The 19,162-nt window shown below is 64.9% G+C and carries 24 protein-coding genes; 13 read left to right on the forward strand and 11 right to left on the reverse strand.

Annotated features, from left to right (window positions below; genetic code table 11):
- The first annotated feature begins 143 nt into the window (after positions 1-143).
- The 5 genes from SLG_RS17845 (at position 144) to SLG_RS17865 (ending at position 2,970) form a co-directional block, all read left to right on the forward strand.
- Complete coding sequence (locus SLG_RS17845; RefSeq protein ID WP_014077919.1) at positions 144-524, forward strand: DUF1428 domain-containing protein; 381 nt, start codon at positions 144-146, stop codon at positions 522-524.
- Positions 521-1,300 carry a VOC family protein gene (locus SLG_RS17850; RefSeq protein WP_014077920.1) on the forward strand — a complete coding sequence of 260 codons (780 nt, stop codon included), beginning with the start codon at positions 521-523 and terminating at the stop codon, positions 1,298-1,300. Before SLG_RS17845 ends, SLG_RS17850 begins: the two co-directional genes overlap by 4 nt.
- Entirely contained in the window at positions 1,297-1,794 is a 498-nt protein-coding gene (locus tag SLG_RS17855; protein WP_014077921.1) for a VOC family protein, read from the forward strand. The genes SLG_RS17850 and SLG_RS17855 overlap by 4 nt, the downstream gene beginning before the upstream one ends.
- A complete protein-coding gene (locus tag SLG_RS17860) occupies positions 1,791-2,441 on the forward strand; it encodes a glutathione S-transferase family protein (protein WP_014077922.1) in 651 nt (216 codons plus the stop codon). The genes SLG_RS17855 and SLG_RS17860 overlap by 4 nt, the downstream gene beginning before the upstream one ends.
- A gap of 73 nt (positions 2,442-2,514) precedes the next feature.
- Entirely contained in the window at positions 2,515-2,970 is a 456-nt protein-coding gene (locus SLG_RS17865) for an SRPBCC family protein (protein ID WP_014077923.1), read from the forward strand.
- A 160-nt stretch (positions 2,971-3,130) separates the two neighbouring features.
- Here SLG_RS17865 and SLG_RS17870 read toward each other — a convergent pair whose 3' ends face one another.
- The 9 genes from SLG_RS17870 to SLG_RS21835 all read right to left on the reverse strand — a co-directional run bounded on the left by SLG_RS17870 (position 3,131) and on the right by SLG_RS21835 (position 6,438).
- Entirely contained in the window at positions 3,131-3,391 is a 261-nt protein-coding gene (locus tag SLG_RS17870) for a hypothetical protein (protein ID WP_014077924.1), read from the reverse strand.
- Positions 3,392-3,427: 36 nt separating this feature from the next.
- Complete coding sequence (locus tag SLG_RS17875; protein ID WP_014077925.1) at positions 3,428-3,691, reverse strand: hypothetical protein; 264 nt, start codon at positions 3,689-3,691, stop codon at positions 3,428-3,430.
- A 26-nt stretch (positions 3,692-3,717) separates the two neighbouring features.
- A complete protein-coding gene (locus SLG_RS17880) occupies positions 3,718-4,011 on the reverse strand; it encodes a hypothetical protein (RefSeq protein WP_014077926.1) in 294 nt (97 codons plus the stop codon).
- A gap of 10 nt (positions 4,012-4,021) precedes the next feature.
- Positions 4,022-4,354, reverse strand: coding sequence for a hypothetical protein (locus tag SLG_RS17885; protein WP_014077927.1), 333 nt, complete (start codon positions 4,352-4,354; stop codon positions 4,022-4,024).
- Between the two features lie 13 nt (positions 4,355-4,367).
- Positions 4,368-4,658, reverse strand: coding sequence for a hypothetical protein (locus SLG_RS17890; RefSeq protein ID WP_014077928.1), 291 nt, complete (start codon positions 4,656-4,658; stop codon positions 4,368-4,370).
- Positions 4,659-4,854: 196 nt separating this feature from the next.
- A complete protein-coding gene (gene pspC / locus SLG_RS17895; protein ID WP_014077929.1) occupies positions 4,855-5,235 on the reverse strand; it encodes an envelope stress response membrane protein PspC in 381 nt (126 codons plus the stop codon).
- Between the two features lies 1 nt (position 5,236).
- Positions 5,237-5,503, reverse strand: a complete 267-nt coding sequence (pspB, locus tag SLG_RS17900) for an envelope stress response membrane protein PspB (RefSeq protein ID WP_014077930.1) — start codon at positions 5,501-5,503, stop codon at positions 5,237-5,239.
- Between the two features lie 3 nt (positions 5,504-5,506).
- Positions 5,507-6,178, reverse strand: coding sequence for a phage shock protein PspA (gene pspA, locus SLG_RS17905; RefSeq protein ID WP_014077931.1), 672 nt, complete (start codon positions 6,176-6,178; stop codon positions 5,507-5,509).
- Between the two features lie 89 nt (positions 6,179-6,267).
- Positions 6,268-6,438 (reverse strand): hypothetical protein, encoded by a 171-nt coding sequence (locus SLG_RS21835; RefSeq protein ID WP_014077932.1) that lies wholly within the window; start codon positions 6,436-6,438, stop codon positions 6,268-6,270.
- A gap of 183 nt (positions 6,439-6,621) precedes the next feature.
- On the opposite strand from SLG_RS21835, the gene pspF reads away from it, so the two are divergent.
- Positions 6,622-7,674, forward strand: a complete 1,053-nt coding sequence (pspF, locus tag SLG_RS17910; RefSeq protein WP_014077934.1) for a phage shock protein operon transcriptional activator — start codon at positions 6,622-6,624, stop codon at positions 7,672-7,674.
- A 202-nt stretch (positions 7,675-7,876) separates the two neighbouring features.
- Positions 7,877-8,488, forward strand: a complete 612-nt coding sequence (locus SLG_RS17915; RefSeq protein WP_014077935.1) for a superoxide dismutase — start codon at positions 7,877-7,879, stop codon at positions 8,486-8,488.
- 525 nt (positions 8,489-9,013) lie between these two features.
- Here the strand turns inward: SLG_RS17915 and SLG_RS17920 are convergent.
- Positions 9,014-9,469 carry a universal stress protein gene (locus SLG_RS17920; RefSeq protein ID WP_041393676.1) on the reverse strand — a complete coding sequence of 152 codons (456 nt, stop codon included), beginning with the start codon at positions 9,467-9,469 and terminating at the stop codon, positions 9,014-9,016.
- A gap of 142 nt (positions 9,470-9,611) precedes the next feature.
- Between SLG_RS17920 and SLG_RS17925 the strand changes: the two genes are divergently transcribed.
- The 6 genes from SLG_RS17925 (at position 9,612) to SLG_RS17950 (ending at position 17,901) form a co-directional block, all read left to right on the forward strand.
- Complete coding sequence (locus tag SLG_RS17925) at positions 9,612-10,919, forward strand: pyruvate dehydrogenase complex dihydrolipoamide acetyltransferase (protein ID WP_014077937.1); 1,308 nt, start codon at positions 9,612-9,614, stop codon at positions 10,917-10,919.
- Between the two features lie 68 nt (positions 10,920-10,987).
- Complete coding sequence (locus SLG_RS17930; RefSeq protein ID WP_014077938.1) at positions 10,988-11,383, forward strand: acyl-CoA thioesterase; 396 nt, start codon at positions 10,988-10,990, stop codon at positions 11,381-11,383.
- 60 nt (positions 11,384-11,443) lie between these two features.
- Entirely contained in the window at positions 11,444-12,859 is a 1,416-nt protein-coding gene (gene lpdA / locus SLG_RS17935; protein ID WP_014077939.1) for a dihydrolipoyl dehydrogenase, read from the forward strand.
- 85 nt (positions 12,860-12,944) lie between these two features.
- Positions 12,945-13,562, forward strand: a complete 618-nt coding sequence (locus tag SLG_RS17940; protein ID WP_014077940.1) for a phosphatase PAP2 family protein — start codon at positions 12,945-12,947, stop codon at positions 13,560-13,562.
- Between the two features lie 77 nt (positions 13,563-13,639).
- Positions 13,640-14,950: a Xaa-Pro dipeptidase gene (locus SLG_RS17945; protein ID WP_014077941.1), complete on the forward strand. Its 1,311-nt coding sequence runs from the start codon at positions 13,640-13,642 to the stop codon at positions 14,948-14,950.
- Positions 14,951-15,345: 395 nt separating this feature from the next.
- Positions 15,346-17,901 carry a TonB-dependent receptor gene (locus SLG_RS17950; protein WP_041392196.1) on the forward strand — a complete coding sequence of 852 codons (2,556 nt, stop codon included), beginning with the start codon at positions 15,346-15,348 and terminating at the stop codon, positions 17,899-17,901.
- Between the two features lie 536 nt (positions 17,902-18,437).
- On the opposite strand, the gene mtgA is transcribed toward SLG_RS17950, so the two are convergent.
- The gene (mtgA, locus tag SLG_RS17955; RefSeq protein WP_014077943.1) at positions 18,438-19,160 is read right to left on the reverse strand and encodes a monofunctional biosynthetic peptidoglycan transglycosylase; all 723 of its coding nucleotides are present in this window, start codon (positions 19,158-19,160) and stop codon (positions 18,438-18,440) included.
- Positions 19,161-19,162: the final 2 nt, after the last annotated feature.

Raw genomic sequence — 19,162 nt, forward strand, 5'->3', positions numbered from 1 at the left:
GCTGCCGCGATGGAGAGGATGTTGGTTTTGGGCCTGCCGTGCGTGGATGCCCGGCGTTTTCCCGATCCAGCACCGTTGACCCGCCTGACCGCGCCGCGCCGCACGCCTCGCCCCTCCATGCCTGATGAGGAAGGAATGCCCGCATGACCTATGTCGATGGATTTCTCTGCCCCGTGAAGCCCGGCCGCAAGGCAGACTATGAGGAGATGGCGCGCATGGCCGCGCCGCTGTTCCTCGAATATGGCGCGCTCCGGGTCGTCGAGACGTGGAACGATGACCTGATGGTCGGCAAGACCAATGATTTCCGCACTGCCGTCATCGCGGAAGAGGGCGAGGATATCGTCTTCTCGTGGATCGAATGGCCGGACAAGGCGACGCGCGACACGGGCTGGGAAAAGCTCATGAAAGACGAGCGGATGAAAGGGCCGGACGACAATCCCATGGCCGGTGCCCGCATGATCTATGGCGGCTTCTCCACGATCCTCGATGCATCGGCCGAGGCGCCGGCGGGGGCCGGCGCGTGAGCAACCGGCAGGGCGAGTTCATCTGGTATGAGCTCATGACGACGGACATCACGGCCGCGCGCGCCTTCTATGGCGCCGTGGTCGGCTGGACGATCAGCGAGAGCAGCGACATGCCCGGCATGGACTACCGCATGGTCTCAGCGCCGGATGGCACCGTTGCCGGCATGATGCCGCTCGATGCCGACATGATCGCGGGTGGCGCACGGTCCATGTGGGTCGGCTATATCGCCGTCGACGATGTCGACGAAACGGCGGCGCGCATCGCGGCGACCGGCGGCCATGTCTTCGTGCCGCCGCGCGATATCCCGGAGGTCGGCCGTTTTGCCATGGCCGGCGATCCGCAGGGCGCGACATTCTACGTCATGCGCGGCTTCCCGGACGAACGCAGCGATGCGTTCCGGGCCGACGCGCCCGGCCATTGCGCCTGGAACGAGCTGACCACGCCCGACCAGCCCGGCGCCCACGCCTTCTATGAAGGCCTGCTCGGCTGGACGAGCCCGGACAGCATGCCGATGGGCGAACTGGGCGATTACAGGTTCCTGTGGGCCGGGGACCTGCGCCTCGGCGCCACCATGCCCGGCGACGGCCCCGCGCACTGGCTGTTCTATTTCGCCGTCCCGTCGATCACCCGGGCGATGGATGCAATCACTGCGCATGGCGGCACCGTCACCAATGGCCCGCACGAGGTCCCGGGAGGCGGACACATCATCACGGGCACCGATCCGCAGGGCGCGCGCTTCGCTCTCTTCGGCAGTCTTGAGGAGGCGGACATATGACGCAGCCGATCACGCCCTGCATCTGGATGGACGGCACCGCCGAGGAAGCCGCCACATTCTACGTCTCGATCTTCGAGGATTCGCGGATCGACTCGATTTCGCGCTACGCTGCGGATTCGCCCTTCCCGCCGCACTTCAAGGCTGGCACGGCCATGCTGGTGACCTTCACTTTGAAAGGGCGCCCCTTCGCCGCGCTGAACGGAGGTCCGCAATTCCCGCAGACGGAAGCGGTCTCCTTCGTCATTCCGGTGGAGGATCAGGCCGAGCTGGACCGCCTCTGGGACGCGCTCATCGCCGATGGCGGGGCGGAAAGCATGTGCGGCTGGTGCAAGGACCGCTTCGGCGTCTCCTGGCAGGTCGTGCCACGCAGGCTGCTGGAGATGCAGATACAGGGCACCGCCGAGCAGAACGCGCGTATGGGGAATGCACTCATGACCATGCGCAAGCTCGATATCGCCGCCCTTGAGGCGGCCTTTGCCGGGGAGGCGGCATGACGTACCAGCTCTACGCTCACCCCTTCTCGTCCTATTGCTGGAAAGCGATGATCGCCTTCCACGAGAAGGATCTGCATTATGAGCTGGAGATGGTGGAGAATCCCGGCGTCATGGCAGCGCTGAAACGCCACTGGCCGCTCGGCAAATTTCCCGTCCTGGTGGACGACGGCGCGCCGGTGATCGAAGCGACCACCATCATCGAGTATCTCGACCTGCGGCACTATGAGCGCGCGCCGCTGATCCCTGCCAACGCCATCGATGCGCTCGACGTGCGCTTCATGGACCGCCTGTTCGACAATCATGTGATGACGCCGATGCAGGCCATCGTGAACGAGGCGCTGCCCGGCATCACGCCCGACCCCGCCCGGGCAGCGCGCGGGGCCGAAGCGCTCGACACGATCTACGCCTGGCTGGACGTGCGGCTTGCCGGCCGGGAATGGGCATGCAGCCATGGTTTTTCGATGGCCGACTGCGCCGCCGCGCCCGCGCTTTTCTATGCCGATTGGGCGCGCCCGATTCCGGACTCCTTTCCCGAACTGCGCGCCTATCGCGCGCGGCTCAACGCACGACCGTCCGTGGCGCGCTGCATCGAGGGAGCGCGGCCCTATCGCCATTATTTCCCGCTGGGCGCACCCGAGCGGGATTGAAGGCGCCTGCGGATCCGGTGAACCCGCAGGCACCCGACGCCGTAGAGCCATCACTTGCCAGGAAGAGAAACCAATGACCGACCAGCCGGATCTTACGCTCAGCGTCTCCACTTATATCGCCGCCCCGCCCGAACGGGTCTGGCAAATACTCACGCAGCGGCAGGAGGAATGGTGGTGCCCTGCCCCCTGGACGATCGAGATCGTCGAGCAGGACTGGCGGCCGGGCGGTCGCTGCGCCATGATCATGCGCGGCCCCGACGGCGAGGAAATACCCCAGGACGGCGTCTTCCTTGAGGTCGTGCCCGGCAAGCGCTTCATCTCGACAGACGCGTTTACCGCTGGCTGGCAGCCCGCCGGTCCCTTCATGGTCGGCGTCTGGGAAATCGAGCCGGACGGGGAAGGCACACGCTACACCGGCTCGGCCCGGCACTGGAACCAGGAAGCTCGCGACCAGCATAGCGATATGGGCTTCGAGGCCGGCTGGGGCGCCGTCGCCGCCCAGCTCAAGGCTCTGTGCGAAGCATCCTGACAGGCGCGCGCGGCATGTAACGCACCATGGTCCGCGCTACGGGCAGAGGGAGCGGACCGTCAGGTCTGCTTTCTTTGCCGGTTCGCCCGAAGCGCCATCCGCTGCGCTCCACTGGAGGGAATCGCGGACCTGATGACAGGCCCGTACTGGCCTTCCCTTCTCAAAGATCGATGCCGGCCGCGATGGCTTCCAGCTTGCGGATGCGTTCCTTGAGATCGGCGACGTCGATGCGCGTCGCCGCTGTCGCGCTGCCCATGGCATCCATGCCTGCGCCGCGCTGCCCGAGGGCCATTTCCAGTTCGGCTCGCTTGAAAGCCAGCCAGCCGTTCCAGCCCTTGAGCCCGGCATAAGCGAGGATGCCGATCCAGCCGGTGACGATCAGCGCCATGGCGCCATATTGAATGATGCTGAGGTCGGTCATGTTCCTGCCTCCTTCCCTGAACGGGGCCTCACGGCCTCACATTCTGTCGATCTGCTTCAGTTTCTCGAATTCGCGATCAAGGGCGGTCGAGCTGTCGGTCGCGAGACGCTCCAGCACTGCCACCCGCTCCTTGAGCTGCTTGACTTCCTCGCGCAGCCGCTCGGCCTCCGCATCGGCCCGATGGTCACGTCGGACGATGTCCTCGCCCTTGCCGCGGCGCACGACGCCGTATTTCGCGCGGATGACGCTTGCGATGGCGGTGATCGCGACGATGGCGACGACCATTTCAAACGGATTCATATTTCACCCTCCTCCGGGAAATATTGTCAGTGCTCGATCGGGCGGGCGGGCACAGGCTCTTCGCGCAGCCCGTCGATCTCGGCGGCCAGGTCCAGGCCCTTGTCGGTGACGATCCGCTCGAGCACGCGCACCCGCTGCTCCAGGCGCTCCGTCCGGGCCGCATATTGAGCGGCTTTCTCCGCGGTCTGCGAACCCATGATCTCCAACTCGCGCTCGCGCAGGGCGGTGTTGCGCTTGTGGATCTTGTTCAGCACGTCCGCGATCACCGGGATGCCTACCACGATCAGGAAAAAGCCGAGAACCAGTGACGTCTTGTCCATGACAGGCTCCTCAGTTGCTCGAGCCGCGGAGGCTCTCGATCTCGTGGTTGAGATGCAGCGCGCCGTCGGTCACGATGCGCTCGACATTGGCGAGGCGATCCTTCACCGCGCCCAGCTCGGCGCGAAGTTGCGCATTCTCCTGGCTGAGCAGCTTGATGCGCTCGACCATTTCCTCGTTCTTCTGCGGATAGATCGCCTTGCCCCAGCTGTTTTCCAGCGGATAGCCGTTGCGGATGCGCAGCCAGGTGGTGAAGATCCATCCCGCCACGGCGAGGGCGCCGATGCCAAGGCCACCCATGGCAATGAAGGGCAGATAAGGGGCCAGTGCTTCGCTCGGTTCCATTGTGTCGTCTCCCTTATTTCAGCCGCTCGATCTCGGCGGACAAGCGCGCGGGCGCGTCGGTCGCGATGCGCTCCAGAACCGCGATCCGCTCCTCGAGCCGGCCGATCTTGTCCGTGAGCTTCGCATTCTCGTTCGTCAGAAGCTCGATCTTGCGCTCGGCCATGAGATCGCTCTTGCTGACCATGCCGCCCCATTCATTCTCGATGGGATAGCCATGCCGGCTTCTGATCCAGGTCGTCGCGATCCAGGCCCCGTATGACAAGGCGATGATCGCGATCACGAATGCCGGTCCACCCCAGCTCATCTTATTTCTCCCGTCCAGCGGCCGCGCTTAGCGCGAGCCCGCTCTTTCCCCGTGGGACCGGCCCCTTGCCGATCCCCTGTTCATCCTGCGTCGCCCATGGGCCTGGCCCAGAAGGATGCCGACGCTCCCAACCGCGAGACCCAGGACGAAGATCGGTACTGGATCCATGGTCTCCTCCCTTTCCGGCAACCCGCGCTCAGCGCAGGCTGTCGATCTCGTCCGCGAGGCGCGTGTTGCGGCTCGTGTAGAAGGCCTCGATGTCGGAGAGGCGCCGGTCGATGTCGCGGAACTTGCTGCGCACGTCCCGGGTCGAGCGGGCGGGATTGGTCCGCACCCCTTGCCAGAACTTCTCGTCATCCCGGTCGTGGTAGAGGCCCGAGGGTTTCGGGTCCGCCATCCACGCGGCCAGGAAATAGGCAATGAGCGTCCAGGGGAAAGCGCCCATCAGGGTGATCAGCACGGCGCCGATGCGAACCCAGAGCACGTCGATCCCGGTATAGTCGGCGATCCCGGCGCAGACGCCCATCCACTTGGCATTCTGCTTGTCGAGGTAGAATTTGGTGCGACGAGCGGACATCTCAGTTCCTCCTCTCGAAGTGATAATCATCTGCCTCCACCGGGCGGGCGGGGCGGAAATCGGGGTTGTCGGCGGCGATGATGCGTTCCACGGTCTGGAGCCGCTCCTCGAGCCGGCGGGCAAGGATGTGCATCTCGTCGAGCAAGCGCTCATCCTCGTCCGTGATCTTCGGGGCCTGCTTCCACTTGGTCACATAGTGGAAGATCAGCCAGGGCATGCCGATGAAGAGCATGCCGCAGATGATGATCGGCAGAAGCACGTCTTCCATGGCTTAGCCTTCCTTGTTGTGCTGCGCGGCCTTCAGCGCCGCCAGCTCGGCCTCGACCTTGTCGCTCGACTGCAGATCCGCGATTTCCTGCTCCAGCGTCTTGGGCTGGTTGCCCAGTCCCATCGCGTCGGCATGGCCTTCCGCCATGTCCACCCGGCGCTCGAGCATCTCGAAGCGCGAGAAGGCGTCCTGCACGCGCTCGCCATTGTACATCTCGCGGGCTCGCAGGCGGGTCTGTGCGCTTTCCATGCGGGTCACCAGGCTGTTCTGGCGGGCGCGCGCTTCGCGCAGCTTGCCCTGCAGCTTGGCGATGTCTTCCTCCGAGGCGGCGAGCGCATCGTCGAGCACGGCGATCTGGCCCTTGAGCTGCGCGGCCATGTCGGCGGCCTTCTGGCGCTCGACCAGCGCGGCCTTGGCGAGATCCTCGCGGTCCTTGGAAAGCGCCAGCTCGGCCTTTTCCTTCCAGCTGTCCTGGAGCGACTCGAGCTTCGCGATGTGGCGGCGCATTTCCTTCTGGTCCGCAATCGTGCGGGCGGCAGACGCTCGCACCTCGACCAGGGTTTCCTCCATCTCGAGGATGATCATGCGGATCATCTTCGCCGGGTCCTCCGCCCGATCCAGCAGATCGGTGACGTTGGCGGCAATGATGTCGCGGGTGCGAGAGAAGATACCCATCTGTTCATTACTCCAATTCGAAAATTCAGGGTGCCGGGGCGGGTGAGGGGCATCCGCCCCGGCTATCAAGCAAGCCGTCAAGCAAGGGATTATGCCGACTTGCCGGAACCATTATCATGATTTGCCGCCGCAATCTGCTGGTCCGCCTGCGGACCGGTGTAAGCAGGGCCCACCGCGCCGAGCACCATGGTGGCGCTGAAGACGATGGTGAGGAGGGTGGCGAAAACGCTGTTGCTGTAGTTGTTCACGAAGCGGGTCATTGTCTGTCTTCCTGATCCTGTATTTGGCCTTCAAAGCCCGCCTTCTGGCGGATTGCCCATATCATTGCACAGGCCGTGCCAATTTCCGGAAATGGCTGAAATCCGCCATTTTCATTCACCTGCCGTTCAGCGGCGCGAGTTTCATCTTGCCAAGATGTAGGAATTATCACTAATCGTTGGCTCGTGGAAAAAACGACGCATTTCGTCGGCCAGTCGCTGGCCTTTCTGGACGCGGTCGAACAGGCTGGCCGTGCAGCCGAACTCATCCGCCCCGTGCTGGTCATCGGCGAGCGCGGCACCGGCAAGGAACTGATCGCCGAGCGCATTCACCGCCTGTCCCCCCGCTGGGACGGCCCCCTCATCACCATGAATTGCGCCGCGCTGCCCGAGACGCTGATCGAGGCCGAACTGTTCGGCCATGAGGCCGGCGCCTTCACCGGCGCCACCCGCGCCCGTGCCGGCCGGTTCGAGGAAGCGGACGGCGGCACGCTGTTCCTTGACGAGCTAGGCACCTTGTCCATGGCCGCGCAGGAGCGCCTGCTGCGCGCGGTGGAATATGGGGAAGTGACGCGCATCGGCAGCTCCCGTCCCCTCAATGTCGACGTGCGCATCGTCGCGGCGACCAATGAGCATCTGCCTGCGGCTGTGGAGGCCGGCCGCTTTCGCGCCGACCTGCTCGACCGCCTTTCCTTCGAGGTCATCACCTTGCCCCCGCTGCGCGGACGCGAGGGCGATGCCGAGGTGCTGGCCGAGCATTTCGGCCGGCGCATGGCAACCGAGATGCGCTGGCCCGGCTGGCCGGGCTTTTCCGCGCGCGCGATGGCGGAGCTGGTCGCTTATAGCTGGCCGGGCAATGTGCGCGAACTGCGCAATGTGGTGGAGCGCGCCGTCTACCGCTGGCAGGACCCCGTCCATCCGATCGACGCCATTCAGCTCGATCCCTTTGCCTCACCCTGGCAACCGGCGCCCATGCCCTCCAGCCTTCCCCGGCCGGATGATAGCGCCCGCACCGCCGTGGCGCCCGCACCGGCCTCCAATGGCGATGCGCGCGAGGACCAGTTGTCGATCGCGCTGGATGACATCACCGATTTCCGCGCCGCGGTCGATGTGCATGAAGCCACGATCCTTCGCCGCGCGCTGGAACGACACCGCTTCAACCAGCGCGCCACGGCCAAGGCACTGGGTCTATCCTACGACCAGCTTCGCCACTGCCTCAAGAAGCACGCGCTGCTGTAGCACGCGCCCCGGATGCCGGCCGGGTGGTGCGATGCGCGCGCCAGCTTCATGTCATATCGATTTTATCTTCGCGCCTCATCGCTATAGTCTGTTGGCAAGTCGCGCCCGTCCGCGCCAATGCTGGCGGGCCCACCCGAACGATTCGCATGATCCATGCGTTTCGCCACCCAGAACAGAAACCACTGCTTCAGGAGCTTCAATCATGGCATTCACCCTTCCCGACCTTCCCTATGCGAAAACGGCTTTCGGCGAAGACATGTCGGCCGAGACGTTCGACTATCATCACGGCAAGCATCACAATGCCTATGTGACGAAAGCGAACGAGCTGGTCGCCGCCGACCCGGCGCTGCAGGGCAAGTCGCTGGTCGAGCTGATCCGCACCGCCAAGGGCGGCCTGTTCAACCAGGTCGGCCAGATCTGGAACCACAGCTTCTTCTGGCAGTGCCTCTCGCCCGAGACGCAGGAGCCGACCGGCAAGCTCGCCGAGCTGATCCAGGAAGGCTTCGGCTCGACGGACGCGCTGATCGAGAAGCTGAAGGCAGAGGCAGTGGGCCATTTCGCCAGCGGCTGGGCAGCGCTCAACCTCACCGACGGCAAGCTGGAAGTGACCAGCTATCATGATGCCGACTGCCCCGTCGCGCATGGCGCCACGCCGCTGTTCATCCTCGATGTGTGGGAACATGCCTATTATATCGACTATCGCAACGCGCGTCCCAACTTCGCCGACACGATCCTCAAGAAGCATGTGAACTGGGCCTTCGTGGCCGAGAATCTCGACGGCAACGGCGCCGAGCGCGCCAACCAGCCGGGCTGACCCCGGCCCGGCCCGATCGACGAAATGGGAAAGGGCGCCTGCGGGGCGCCCTTTTTTCTTGCAAGAGAGGCAAGGGGACGCCCAGAGGCGCCGGAGGGGCTCGTCGTCTCAAGCCATAAGCTTACTTTCCCCCTGTCCTACACACCCGCCACGATGGCAGACCAGCCGGACACCTCCTCCTGCCGACAGGAGGAAGCAAGGCAGGGCTCTTTCTCATCGCAGGGCTTCCATCGTCCGGTCGGGCTGCGCAGGCTTGTCGGAGCGGGTTCTCGCGCCTGCCTCATCGGATCTCCGGCAAAGTTCAGGGAAGCGGAAGATGACGGGGACGTGCCGTCATCTTTGTAAACTTCCAGACCGCTGTGCAGTGTTGGAGCGACATGGCGACGCTCTCAAGCCGTGAGGCGGCCCCACCCCAATTCAACCGTCTCGGACTCCCGAAGACCCGACGGTCACTCTGAACGCCACCTCGGCCACGGAGCCTCGGGCAGCTCCCCATCAGATGCCCGAGTCACCTCGTTGACTCCCTCAGCTCAGGCGCTCGATGTCCTCGTGGCTCAGCGAGCCGGGGATGATCATCACCGGGCAGGGCAGCGTGCCGGCGTCATGGCCCGCGAAATGCGTGACCAGAGGGCCGGGTGCGCCCTTGGGTGCCGCGCCGAGCACCAGGGCCGCCACCGGCTCGCCGGATGCCAGCATTTCCCGGACCGAGCCGACCGGATCGCCGATCTTCACGGTGATGGCCGGCTGGATGCCCGCTTCCGCCATCAGTGTGCCCGCCGCGCTCATGGCCAGCGCTTCCGCGCGGGCGCGGGCTTCCTCCTCCATGGTCGCCTGCACGGCGCCCCACTGGACGAACTCCGTCTTGGGCACGAGCGCGAGCATGTGAACGCCGCCGCCGGTCTTGGCCGCACGGCGCGCCGCGAAAAGCAGAGCGGATTCGGCCTCGGTGCTTTCGTCCACGACGACGAGATAAGTGCGCATCATCGGGCGGCTCTCCGGTTTTCTCTCACGCTTGGTGGGCGAAATTCGCGCCCGATGCAAGCGATGGCCTTGACCCGGCAAGGCAAAGCGTGAAGGTGGCCGTTGATTGTCCAACCGCAAGTAACAGGAAAGCCTGGCCCTCATGGCGATCAACATCCAGATGCCCGCCCTCTCGCCCACCATGGAAGAAGGCACGCTGGCCAAATGGCTGGTGAAGGAAGGCGACACCGTCAGCTCCGGCGATCTTCTCGCGGAAATCGAGACGGACAAGGCGACGATGGAATTCGAAGCCGTGGACGAAGGCGTGGTCGGCAAGATCCTCATTCCGGAAGGCACGGACAATGTGAAGGTCGGCACCGTGATCGCGGTGCTGGTGGAAGAAGGCGAGGCAGTGCCGGCGGATGCCGGTGCCGCCGCAGCGCCCGCCAAGGCCGATACGACGCCCGCCAAGGCGGAGCCGGCGAGCGCGCCGAAGCCCGAACCGGAAGTGGCCAGAGCCGCCACCAGCGCGCCAGCGGCCGCGCCCGTCGCGCAGGGTGAGCGCATCAAGGCAAGCCCGCTGGCCCGCCGCATCGCCGAGCAATCCGGCATCGATCTCGCCGCAGTCGCGGGGACCGGCCCCAACGGGCGAATCGTCAAGGCCGACCTCGAAGGCGTGAAGCCCGGCGCCGCGGCCGCGCCGCGCCCCGCAGAAGCGCCGGCGGCCGCCGCACCGGCACCTGCACCTGCGCCTGCCCCGGTGGCGGCTCAGGACTTCGGCATTCCGCACGAGGTCGAGAAGCTCTCCAACATCCGCAAGACGATCGCGCGGCGCCTCACCGAGTCGAAGCAGACCATCCCGCACATCTACCTCACCGTGGACGTGCGCCTCGATGCGCTGCTCAAGCTGCGCGGGGAGCTCAACAAGGCGCTGGAGAAGAGCGGCGTCAAACTCTCCGTCAACGATCTGCTCATCAAGGCGCTGGCCAAGGCGCTGCTTGCCTGCCCGAAGTGCAACGTGCAGTTCGCGGGCGACCAGCTCCTCAAGTTCAGCCGCGCGGACATCAGCGTCGCCGTCTCGATCCCCACTGGCCTCATCACGCCGATCATCGTCGATGCCGGCGCCAAGGCCGTGAGCGCGATCTCGACGGAGATGAAGGACCTCGCCAGCCGCGCCAAGGAAGGCAAGCTCCGCCCCGAGGAATATCAGGGCGGCACCGCCAGCCTCTCCAACATGGGCATGATGGGCATCAAGCAGTTCGAGGCCGTCATCAATCCGCCGCAGGCGATGATCATGGCCATCGGCGCGGGGGAGAAGCGCCCCTATGTGATCGACGACGCGCTCGGTATCGCCACGGTGATGTCGGCCACCGGCAGCTTCGACCATCGCGCCATTGACGGCGCGGACGGCGCGGAGCTGATGAAGGTCTTCAAGGAACTGGTGGAGGCGCCGCTGGGTCTGGTGGCGTAAATGCCCCGGACCGCAAAGCTGAGCCTCTCCCTCTCCCGGGAGGGGAGAAGGGCGGACAAGGCACTCTGATGCCCGACGCCGCTCCCACCGCCGCCCCGACCATCCGCGTCACCACCATGCCGGCGGATGCCAATCCCTATGGCGACATCTTCGGCGGCTGGCTGATGAGCCAGATGGACATGGCGGCCGGACTGGTCGCCGCGCGGCACAGCGCGGGGCGAGCCGTCACCATCGCCGTGGAAGGCATGCAGTTCCACCGCCCGGTGTTCGTGGGTGACGAGGTGTCCGTCTTCGCGACGCTGGTGAAGGTCGGCAACACCTCCATGACCATCGACGTCGAAGCCTGGCGGCGGGACCGCCACGGCGAGGCCATGGACAAAGTGACGCAGGCCCGTTTCGTCTTTGTCGCCATCGACGAGCAACGCCATCCCCGCAAGGTGCCGCCGATGGTGGCCGCCGCATGAGCCGTCTCATATTCACTCGCCGCGCTGCTGGTCGCGGCGCGCAGTTCTGGAGAACATGACGTGTCCGAATCCTACGATCTCATCGTCCTCGGTTCCGGCCCCGGCGGCTATGTCGCAGCGATCCGCGCGGCGCAGCTCGGGCTCAAGACCGCGATCGTCGAGCGCGAGCTGCTGGGCGGCATCTGCCTCAACTGGGGATGCATCCCAACCAAGGCGCTGCTGCGCTCGGCGGAGATCTTCCATTATATGAGCCATGCGAAGGACTATGGCCTCGCGGCGGAAAAGATCAGCGCCGACATCGAAGCCGTGGTGAAGCGCTCGCGCGGCGTGGCGAAGCAGCTCAATGCCGGCGTCACGCATCTGATGAAGAAGAACAAGGTCGCCGTGCACATGGGCACCGGCGTGCTGACGGCCGCGAACACGCTGACGGTGACGGACAAGGACGGCAAGAAGACCGAGCTCTCCGCGAAGCACATCATCGTGGCGACGGGCGCACGCGCGCGCGACCTGCCCTTTGCTCCGGCGGACGGCAAGCGCATCTGGACCTACCGCACCGCCATGACCCCGCCGGAAATGCCGGGCAAGCTGCTGGTCATCGGGTCGGGCGCCATCGGCATCGAGTTCGCGAGCTTCTACAATGACATGGGTGCCGAGGTGACGGTCGTCGAAATGATGGACCGCATCGTGCCGGTGGAGGATGCCGACGTGTCGGCCTTCCTCGAGAAGCAGCTCGTGAAGCGCGGCATGAAGATCGTGACCGGCGCCGCACTGGACTCCCTCAAGGCTTCGGACAAGGGCGTGACCGCCGCCATCAAGGGCAAGGACGGAAAGACGGAGACCAGTGAGTTCAGCCACTGCATCGTCGCCATCGGCATCGTCCCGAACACCGAGAATATCGGGCTGGAAGCGCTCGGCGTCACCATGGAGCGGGGACACATCAAGACCGATGGGCTCTGCCGTACCAACGTCGCCGGCCTGTGGGCGATCGGCGACGTCACCGCGCCGCCATGGCTTGCGCACAAGGCCAGCCACGAGGGCGTCACCGCCGCCGAGGCGATCGCGCAGGCGCTCGGCAACAAGGATGTTCATCCGCACGAGATGGACCCGCGCAACATCCCCGGCTGCACCTACTGCCAGCCGCAGGTCGCCAGCGTGGGACTGACCGAAGCCAAGGCGAAGGAAGCCGGCTATACGGTGAAGGCAGGCACTTTCCCCTTCATCGGCAACGGCAAGGCCATTGCACTGGGCGAGGCGGAAGGCTTCGTGAAGACCGTGTTCGACGCCAAGACGGGCGAACTGCTCGGCGCGCACATGGTCGGCGCGGAAGTCACCGAGATGATCCAGGGCTATACGATCGGCAAGACCGCCGAGCTGGTCGAGGCCGACTTCATCCAGACCGTCTTCCCGCATCCCACGATCAGCGAAACCATGCATGAAGCGGTCCTCGCCGCATTCGGGCGGGCGCTGCATATTTGACCTGCGGCTTCCGGCAATGGCCGGTGAGCGGCGCCCGGCAAGGGAAGGCAGCAGCAGCGCGCGGGCCGGCGAACAAGGTGCGCAGATGAGCCCGCGCCGCCGCCTGGCGCTGGCCGCCATGCTGCTGGTGTTGCTGCTTCTGCTGGGCTTCGCCCGCGCGGCCGGCCTGCCCGCGCCGGCCGACGAGCTTGCCATGACCATCGTCGATGCGGTGCAGATTCATTATCCTGCGCAGGCCGCCGGGGTCACATCCGTGGCCAGCGTGCTGCACCGAGCCGGCGACACGGGCGCGCTGATCGCAACCATGCTCGTCCTTGGCCTGTTCCTCGCTTATGCCGGACGACCACGCGAAGTGGGCTGGCTGCTTGCGGCGCTGATGACGGTCATCCTGCTCAATCCGGCATTGAAGACGATCTTTGCCGAAGAGCGTCCAGACCTCATTCCCCGGGTCGTAGAGGTGACGGGACACAGCTTCCCGAGCGGTCATGCCGCGGGGACGATGGCGCTCTATGGCGCCGTGGCGCTACTCTTTCCCGGTCGCCTCATATGGATCGCCTGCGCCGCGATGATCCTTCTCACCGGCGCGAGCCGGGTCTGGCTCGGCGTGCACTGGCCGACGGACGTGATCGCCGGATGGCTCGAAGCCGGCGCCTGGCTCCTCGTCATGTCGATCTGGCTACCACGCAGGGAAGGACAGGCCTGACGGCCCTCATGATGCCCCTTGCATCATGGCGCTCTGCGCGGCCAATCTGCCAGCGACAGGGATTCCGGGGGACAAGCATGACAGAACAAGGACCTTTACGCAGGCTGGTGTGGCTCATCGCGGGCATGGCTGCAGCCTTATGTGCGCCGGCCCATGCGGAGACCCAGGTCTTCACTGCTGTCCGCATGATCGATGTCGCGGCCGGCAAGGTCGTGGAGCATCCTGCCATCTTCGTCACGGACGGCAGGATCACCTCCGTCGCAGATGCACGGCTCATACGCTGGGGCGGCGATGTGAAGCATATCGACCTTGGGGACCGCACCATCCTGCCCGGCCTCATCGACATGCACGTCCATCTCGATGGCCTGGCGGAGATCGGCGGTTATCGCGGCCTGCAATATACGGACAGCTTCTGGGCCATGGTCGCCGTGCGGAATGCGCGAGACATGCTGCATGCCGGCTTCACCACCGTGCGCAACCTTGGCTCCGAGAACTACAATGATGTCGGCCTCATGCAGGCGATAGACGAAGGCTATGCCGAGGGGCCGCGCATCGTGCCGGCCGCCCATGCCCTTGGCGCGACCGGCGGACATTGCGATTCGACCTTCCTGCCGCCGTCTTTCGAGGCAAAGAGCCCTGGCGTCGGCGATGGCGAGCAGCAGTTGCGCCAGCGCGTGCGCGAGCAGCGCAAATATGGCGCCCAGGTCATCAAGGTGTGCGCAACGGGCGGCGTATTCTCCCGCAACACCGAGCCCGGCCAGCAGCAGCTCAGCGAACAGGAACTGCGCGCCATCGTGGAAGAAGCGCATCTGTGGGGCCTGCGCGTTGCCGCCCATGCCCACGGAGCAGCCGGCATCAAGGCCGCGATCCGCGCGGGCATCGACACTATCGAACATGTCAGCCTGCTCGACGATGAAGGCATCAGGTTGGCACTGAAGCGGGAGCGGCCCGTCTGGTTCTCGATGGATATCTTCAACACCGACTACACCCAAGCCAGCGGCCGGGAAAACGGCGTTCTGGAGGAGAATCTCCGCAAGGATCGGGAGATCGCCCAGATCCAGCGCGACAATTTCCGCAAAGCGCAACAGGCAGGCGTGCGCATGATCTTCGGCTCCGACGCGGGCGTGATGCCGCATGGTACGGCGGGCGGCCAGTTCCGCTACATGGTGGCCTATGGGATGACACCGCTCCAGGCGATCCAGGCCGCCACCATCACGGCCGCGCAGGCGCTCGGCAAGGAAGAAGAGGTGGGGCAGATTGCGGCGGGACGCCATGCCGACCTGATCGCGGTGGATGGCGACCCTCTCTTGGATGTTCGCCTGCTCGAGCATGTGAGCGTGGTCATCAAGGGCGGCCAGGTTGTGAAGGATGGGACCGCCGTCCGGTGATTCTCGCCATTGAGGCGCAGAGGTCACTGATCGGGCCCGGCCCATGGCTCTTCATCGCCCCGACCCGAATCGCACGATCGATTTTCTGAGGGAGCGTTGCATCCATGCCGCACCGCAATACATCGACTTGAAAATACGCGCTTTTGTGCGCCTCTGAGCCCTGAATTTGGGTGTTTTTCAGGCATATCCCGCGATCCCGCCTTTATTTCGCGATAGCGAGCCGGCACGGGCCGCCGATATAGGGCCGCCATCGTCATAAATCAGCAACATGCGGGCTCCACGGGGCCGCCAGCAAGTGAGAGGACGCATCGGTTCCTTCGGGCGCCGAGAAGGCCGTGGCACATATCTGCCACAGTCGAATGAACAGACCTGCATCGAATCCAAGGGGACCACCGATGACCAAATTCCGCATTATCCTCGCGGCGACTGTCGCCAGCGGGGCACTGGCGACGGGAGCGCATGCTCAGTCGACCGGCGCGATCGACTTCGAAGACGCCATCATCGTCACCGGCTCGCGCTCGAGCGACGTGGGTGGCATCCGGATCCCGGACACCACCAAGGCGACCGGCGTCATCACTGACGAGCTGATCAGCCGCCAGGGCACCAACACGATCCTCAACACGATCAACCTGCTTCCGGGCGTCAGCTTCCAGAACAACGATCCCTATGGTTCGGCCGGCGGCACGCTGAACATCCGCGGCTTCGGCCCCGACCGCGTCTCGCTCACCTGGGACGGCATCCCGCTGAACGACACCGGCAACTACGCCATCTATTCCAACCAGCTGCTCGACATGGAGCTGATCGGCGAAGTGAACGTCAACCTCGGCAGCACGGACGTCGACAGCCCCACGGCGGCCGCGTCCGGCGGCACGGTCAACTATCGCACGCGCCTGCCCTATGAGGAATTCAACGTCACCGTCGTCGGTGCGATCGGCGAGTATGATTTCTACCGCATGTTCGGCGCGATCGACACGGGCGTGTTCACGCCCTTCGGCACGCGCGCTTTCTTCGCCGCCAGCCGCACGGGCAACGACAACGTCTTCAACAACTACGGCAAGATCGACAAGCAGCAATATAACGGCCGCATCTATCAGCCGATCGGCAGCAACGGCGACTTCATCTCCATTGCCGGCCACTACAACGAAAACCGCAACAACTTCTTCGGTTCGCTGCCGCTGCGCACGGACGCGGGCCGCGTCGTTGGCCCCAATGGCAACAACCGCTACCCCACGAACCGCGATGAGCGCTTCTACACGCTCGAACCCTGTCAGCTCGCCGAGGCACGGCCGGGCGTCGCCGACGCCGTCAACGCGTGCGGCGCGGTGTTCGACTATCGCTTCAATCCCTCCAACACGGGCAACATCCGCGGTAGCTCGCGCTTCACCCTGTCCGATGGCCTCGTGCTGACGGTCGATCCGAGCTATCAGTATGTGAAGGCCAACGGCGGTGGCGTGACCACCAGCATCAGCAGCTCCACCGGCCTCGCTTCCGGCGGCACCTTCGAAAGCGGCCGCGTGATCGGTGGCAACACCTATTACGGGTTCATCGGCGGCAGCTATTATGCAGGCATCGACCTCAATGGTGACGGCGACCGCCTGGACCGGGTGACGACGCTCAACCCCAGCCAGACTCAGACGCACCGCTTCGGCGTGATCTCGTCGCTGCGTTACGACATCAACGAGTTCCACACCGTCCGCATCGCCTACACCTATGACCGCGGCCGCCATCGCCAGACCGGCGAGCTGGGTTACCTTCAGCCCGGTGGTGCGCCCTTCGACGTCTTCCCGGTGAACGATCCGATCCGGGACGCGAACGGCAATGCCATCCAGAAGCGCGACCGCCTGTCCTATGCGATCCTCAACCAGGTTTCGGGTGAGTATCGCGGCGAGTTCCTGGACGAAGCGCTGACGGTACGGCTGGGCGTGCGCGCGCCTTTCTTCAAGCGCGACCTGACCCAGAACTGCTTCACCACGTCCGCTTCCGGCTTCGTGGACTGCGTCGCCGAGGGCCAGCAGGCGGCTTATGCCGCGGCGAATCCGAACTATTCGCGTCCGCAGAACCGCACGCTGAAATATGACAAGGTGCTGCCGAACGTCGGCCTGAGCTATCGCATCACGCCGGCAGCCTCGATCTTCTTCAACTATGCGAAGGGTCTGCAGGTTCCGGGCACGGACCCGCTCTACAACAGCTTCTTCTTCGCTGAAGGTACCGAGGGATCGCTGCCGGCGCCGGAGACGACGGACAGCTTCGATGTGGGCGCCCGCTACACGACCTCGAAGATCCAGGCTCAGCTGACCGGCTGGTTCACGCGCTACAACAACCGTCTGGCCTCGGCCTATGATCCGGAGCTGAACGAGACCGTTTACCGGAACCTCGGCACGGTGGACAAATGGGGCATCGACGGCAGCATTGCCTATTCGCCGTTCCAGATGCTCACCCTCTATGCCTTCGGCTCGTACCTGAAGTCGGACATCAAGGACGACGTGGTCGGCGGCGTCTGCAGCGCCAGCCAGGCGAGCAGCGGTTTCCGTGGCTGCACCGCGGCGGGGCAGGTCTTCTATCTCCCCACCGCCGGCAAGCGTGAATCGGGTGCTCCGGTGTTCCAGCTGGGCGCGCGCGCCGAGCTGCACGTCGGCGACTTCGATCTCGGCGTCCAGGGCAAGCGCACCGGCAAGCGGTACATCTACGATACCAACGAGCCGATCGTGATCAGCGGCACGGAAGTCTATGGCGCCGTGGCACCGGGCTACACCCTGTTCGATCTCGACGTCCGCTACTCGCTGGCATCGCTGGGTGCGCCGAACGTCTTCGCGCAGCTCAACGTCACCAACGTCTTCGACAAATTCTATGTCGGTGGCTTCGGTGGCAACCTGTCGCCGGGCAGCAGCCCGCCGTTCGTGCAGATCGGTGCACCGCGCGCGGCCATGTTCAGCGTTCACGTGCAGATGTAAGTCACGCCCGATCGGGATTGAAACAGCAAGGGGCGGGGGCAGAAATGCCTCCGCCCTTTGGCATTGGTGTCCAGGGCGGATCGGCACGGGCCGGGCGTCGGAAGTTGACGAAGATGACGATACGTCCGTGTCATCTTTCGCTTCCATGAACTTTGCGGCAGCGCCCATGAGATGGGCGCGAGAGCCTGTCCCGGCAAGCCTGTGCGGCCCCGTCCGGATGATGGAACGCCCGCAACGCGAAAGAGCCGTGTCATTGCCTATACCTGTCGCCCGTTAAACAGGGCTGCCGGCCTGCCACGGCGGAAGGGGTGTAGGACAGGGGAAAAGCCGAGCTGATGGGAGATGGAGCGCGACCCCAAGACGACCGTTCACATCAGCAATGAGGACCTGACGATCGCAACCTGGATGTCGATCGACCCTGCCTCCACGAGATCGCGTCATGACCGCGAGGATCGACCGGTCTGCGCATGATGCAGGTCCCGCCCTTTCATGGGGACCGTCGGCCGGCGACGCCGCACGATCTCTCGACCGGTCTTCTACAGGTCGAGGCAGGCATCCAGCCCTTGCGTCCGCACCACGCTGATATAGCGCGCGATGCGATTGCCGTGGCGCAGCGTGAAGCCGGAGGGCGCGATCGCCGCGCGCTTCTTGGGGAGCGGCAGCACGGCAGCGATGCGCGCCGCTTCGGTGCGCGAGAGCTTGTCTGCTCCATGACCGAAATAGCGCATCGCGCCAGCCTGCACCCCGTAAGTCCCGATGCCGGTCTCGGCGACGTTGAGATAGACTTCCATGATCCGGCGCTTGCCCCAGATCGCTTCGATCAGCACCGTATACCAGACTTCGAGGCCCTTGCGGAAGAAGCCGCCGCCCTGCCAGAGGAACACATTCTTCGCGGTCTGCTGGCTGATGGTCGATCCGCCGCGAATGCGCCCGCCGCGGGCATTATACTCCATGGCCTGCTGGATCGCCTGCGTGTCGAAGCCATGATGCTGGCAGAATTTGGCATCTTCCCCGGCAATGGCAGCGCGCGCCATGTCGGGATCGATGCGCGAGAGCGGCGTCCAGTCCTTCGTGATGCCATTCTTGTCGAAGATCATGGTCAGCGTGACCGGCACGGGCACCCATTTGTAGATGAGCACCTGCAACAGCGACAGGCCAATGAACGCCAGCACGGCCGTCAGCAGCCATCGCAGGACGCGCCCTATCGGGCCACGCTTCGGCGGGGTCGCCTTGCGCCTGCCGGACGCCTTGCCTGCCATGC

Origin of the sequence: Sphingobium sp. SYK-6 (genome assembly GCF_000283515.1) — a bacterium.
Classification (GTDB): domain Bacteria; phylum Pseudomonadota; class Alphaproteobacteria; order Sphingomonadales; family Sphingomonadaceae; genus Sphingobium; species Sphingobium lignivorans.

What these genes read in the sequence shown, in the direction of transcription:
- SLG_RS17845 (WP_014077919.1), top strand. Translation starts at nt 144, where the DNA reads ATGACCTATGTCGATGGATTTCTCTGCCCCGTGAAGCCCGGCCGCAAG.
- SLG_RS17855 (WP_014077921.1), top strand. Translation starts at nt 1,297, where the DNA reads ATGACGCAGCCGATCACGCCCTGCATCTGGATGGACGGCACCGCCGAG.
- SLG_RS17860 (WP_014077922.1), top strand. Translation starts at nt 1,791, where the DNA reads ATGACGTACCAGCTCTACGCTCACCCCTTCTCGTCCTATTGCTGGAAA.
- SLG_RS17865 (WP_014077923.1), top strand. Translation starts at nt 2,515, where the DNA reads ATGACCGACCAGCCGGATCTTACGCTCAGCGTCTCCACTTATATCGCC.
- SLG_RS17870 (WP_014077924.1), bottom strand. Translation starts at nt 3,391, where the DNA reads ATGACCGACCTCAGCATCATTCAATATGGCGCCATGGCGCTGATCGTC.
- SLG_RS17875 (WP_014077925.1), bottom strand. Translation starts at nt 3,691, where the DNA reads ATGAATCCGTTTGAAATGGTCGTCGCCATCGTCGCGATCACCGCCATC.
- SLG_RS17880 (WP_014077926.1), bottom strand. Translation starts at nt 4,011, where the DNA reads ATGGACAAGACGTCACTGGTTCTCGGCTTTTTCCTGATCGTGGTAGGC.
- SLG_RS17885 (WP_014077927.1), bottom strand. Translation starts at nt 4,354, where the DNA reads ATGGAACCGAGCGAAGCACTGGCCCCTTATCTGCCCTTCATTGCCATG.
- SLG_RS17890 (WP_014077928.1), bottom strand. Translation starts at nt 4,658, where the DNA reads ATGAGCTGGGGTGGACCGGCATTCGTGATCGCGATCATCGCCTTGTCA.
- pspC (WP_014077929.1), bottom strand. Translation starts at nt 5,235, where the DNA reads ATGTCCGCTCGTCGCACCAAATTCTACCTCGACAAGCAGAATGCCAAG.
- pspB (WP_014077930.1), bottom strand. Translation starts at nt 5,503, where the DNA reads ATGGAAGACGTGCTTCTGCCGATCATCATCTGCGGCATGCTCTTCATC.
- pspA (WP_014077931.1), bottom strand. Translation starts at nt 6,178, where the DNA reads ATGGGTATCTTCTCTCGCACCCGCGACATCATTGCCGCCAACGTCACC.
- SLG_RS21835 (WP_014077932.1), bottom strand. Translation starts at nt 6,438, where the DNA reads ATGACCCGCTTCGTGAACAACTACAGCAACAGCGTTTTCGCCACCCTC.
- SLG_RS17915 (WP_014077935.1), top strand. Translation starts at nt 7,877, where the DNA reads ATGGCATTCACCCTTCCCGACCTTCCCTATGCGAAAACGGCTTTCGGC.
- SLG_RS17920 (WP_041393676.1), bottom strand. Translation starts at nt 9,469, where the DNA reads ATGCGCACTTATCTCGTCGTCGTGGACGAAAGCACCGAGGCCGAATCC.
- SLG_RS17925 (WP_014077937.1), top strand. Translation starts at nt 9,612, where the DNA reads ATGGCGATCAACATCCAGATGCCCGCCCTCTCGCCCACCATGGAAGAA.
- SLG_RS17930 (WP_014077938.1), top strand. Translation starts at nt 10,988, where the DNA reads ATGCCCGACGCCGCTCCCACCGCCGCCCCGACCATCCGCGTCACCACC.
- SLG_RS17940 (WP_014077940.1), top strand. Translation starts at nt 12,945, where the DNA reads ATGAGCCCGCGCCGCCGCCTGGCGCTGGCCGCCATGCTGCTGGTGTTG.
- SLG_RS17945 (WP_014077941.1), top strand. Translation starts at nt 13,640, where the DNA reads ATGACAGAACAAGGACCTTTACGCAGGCTGGTGTGGCTCATCGCGGGC.
- SLG_RS17950 (WP_041392196.1), top strand. Translation starts at nt 15,346, where the DNA reads ATGACCAAATTCCGCATTATCCTCGCGGCGACTGTCGCCAGCGGGGCA.
- mtgA (WP_014077943.1), bottom strand. Translation starts at nt 19,160, where the DNA reads ATGGCAGGCAAGGCGTCCGGCAGGCGCAAGGCGACCCCGCCGAAGCGT.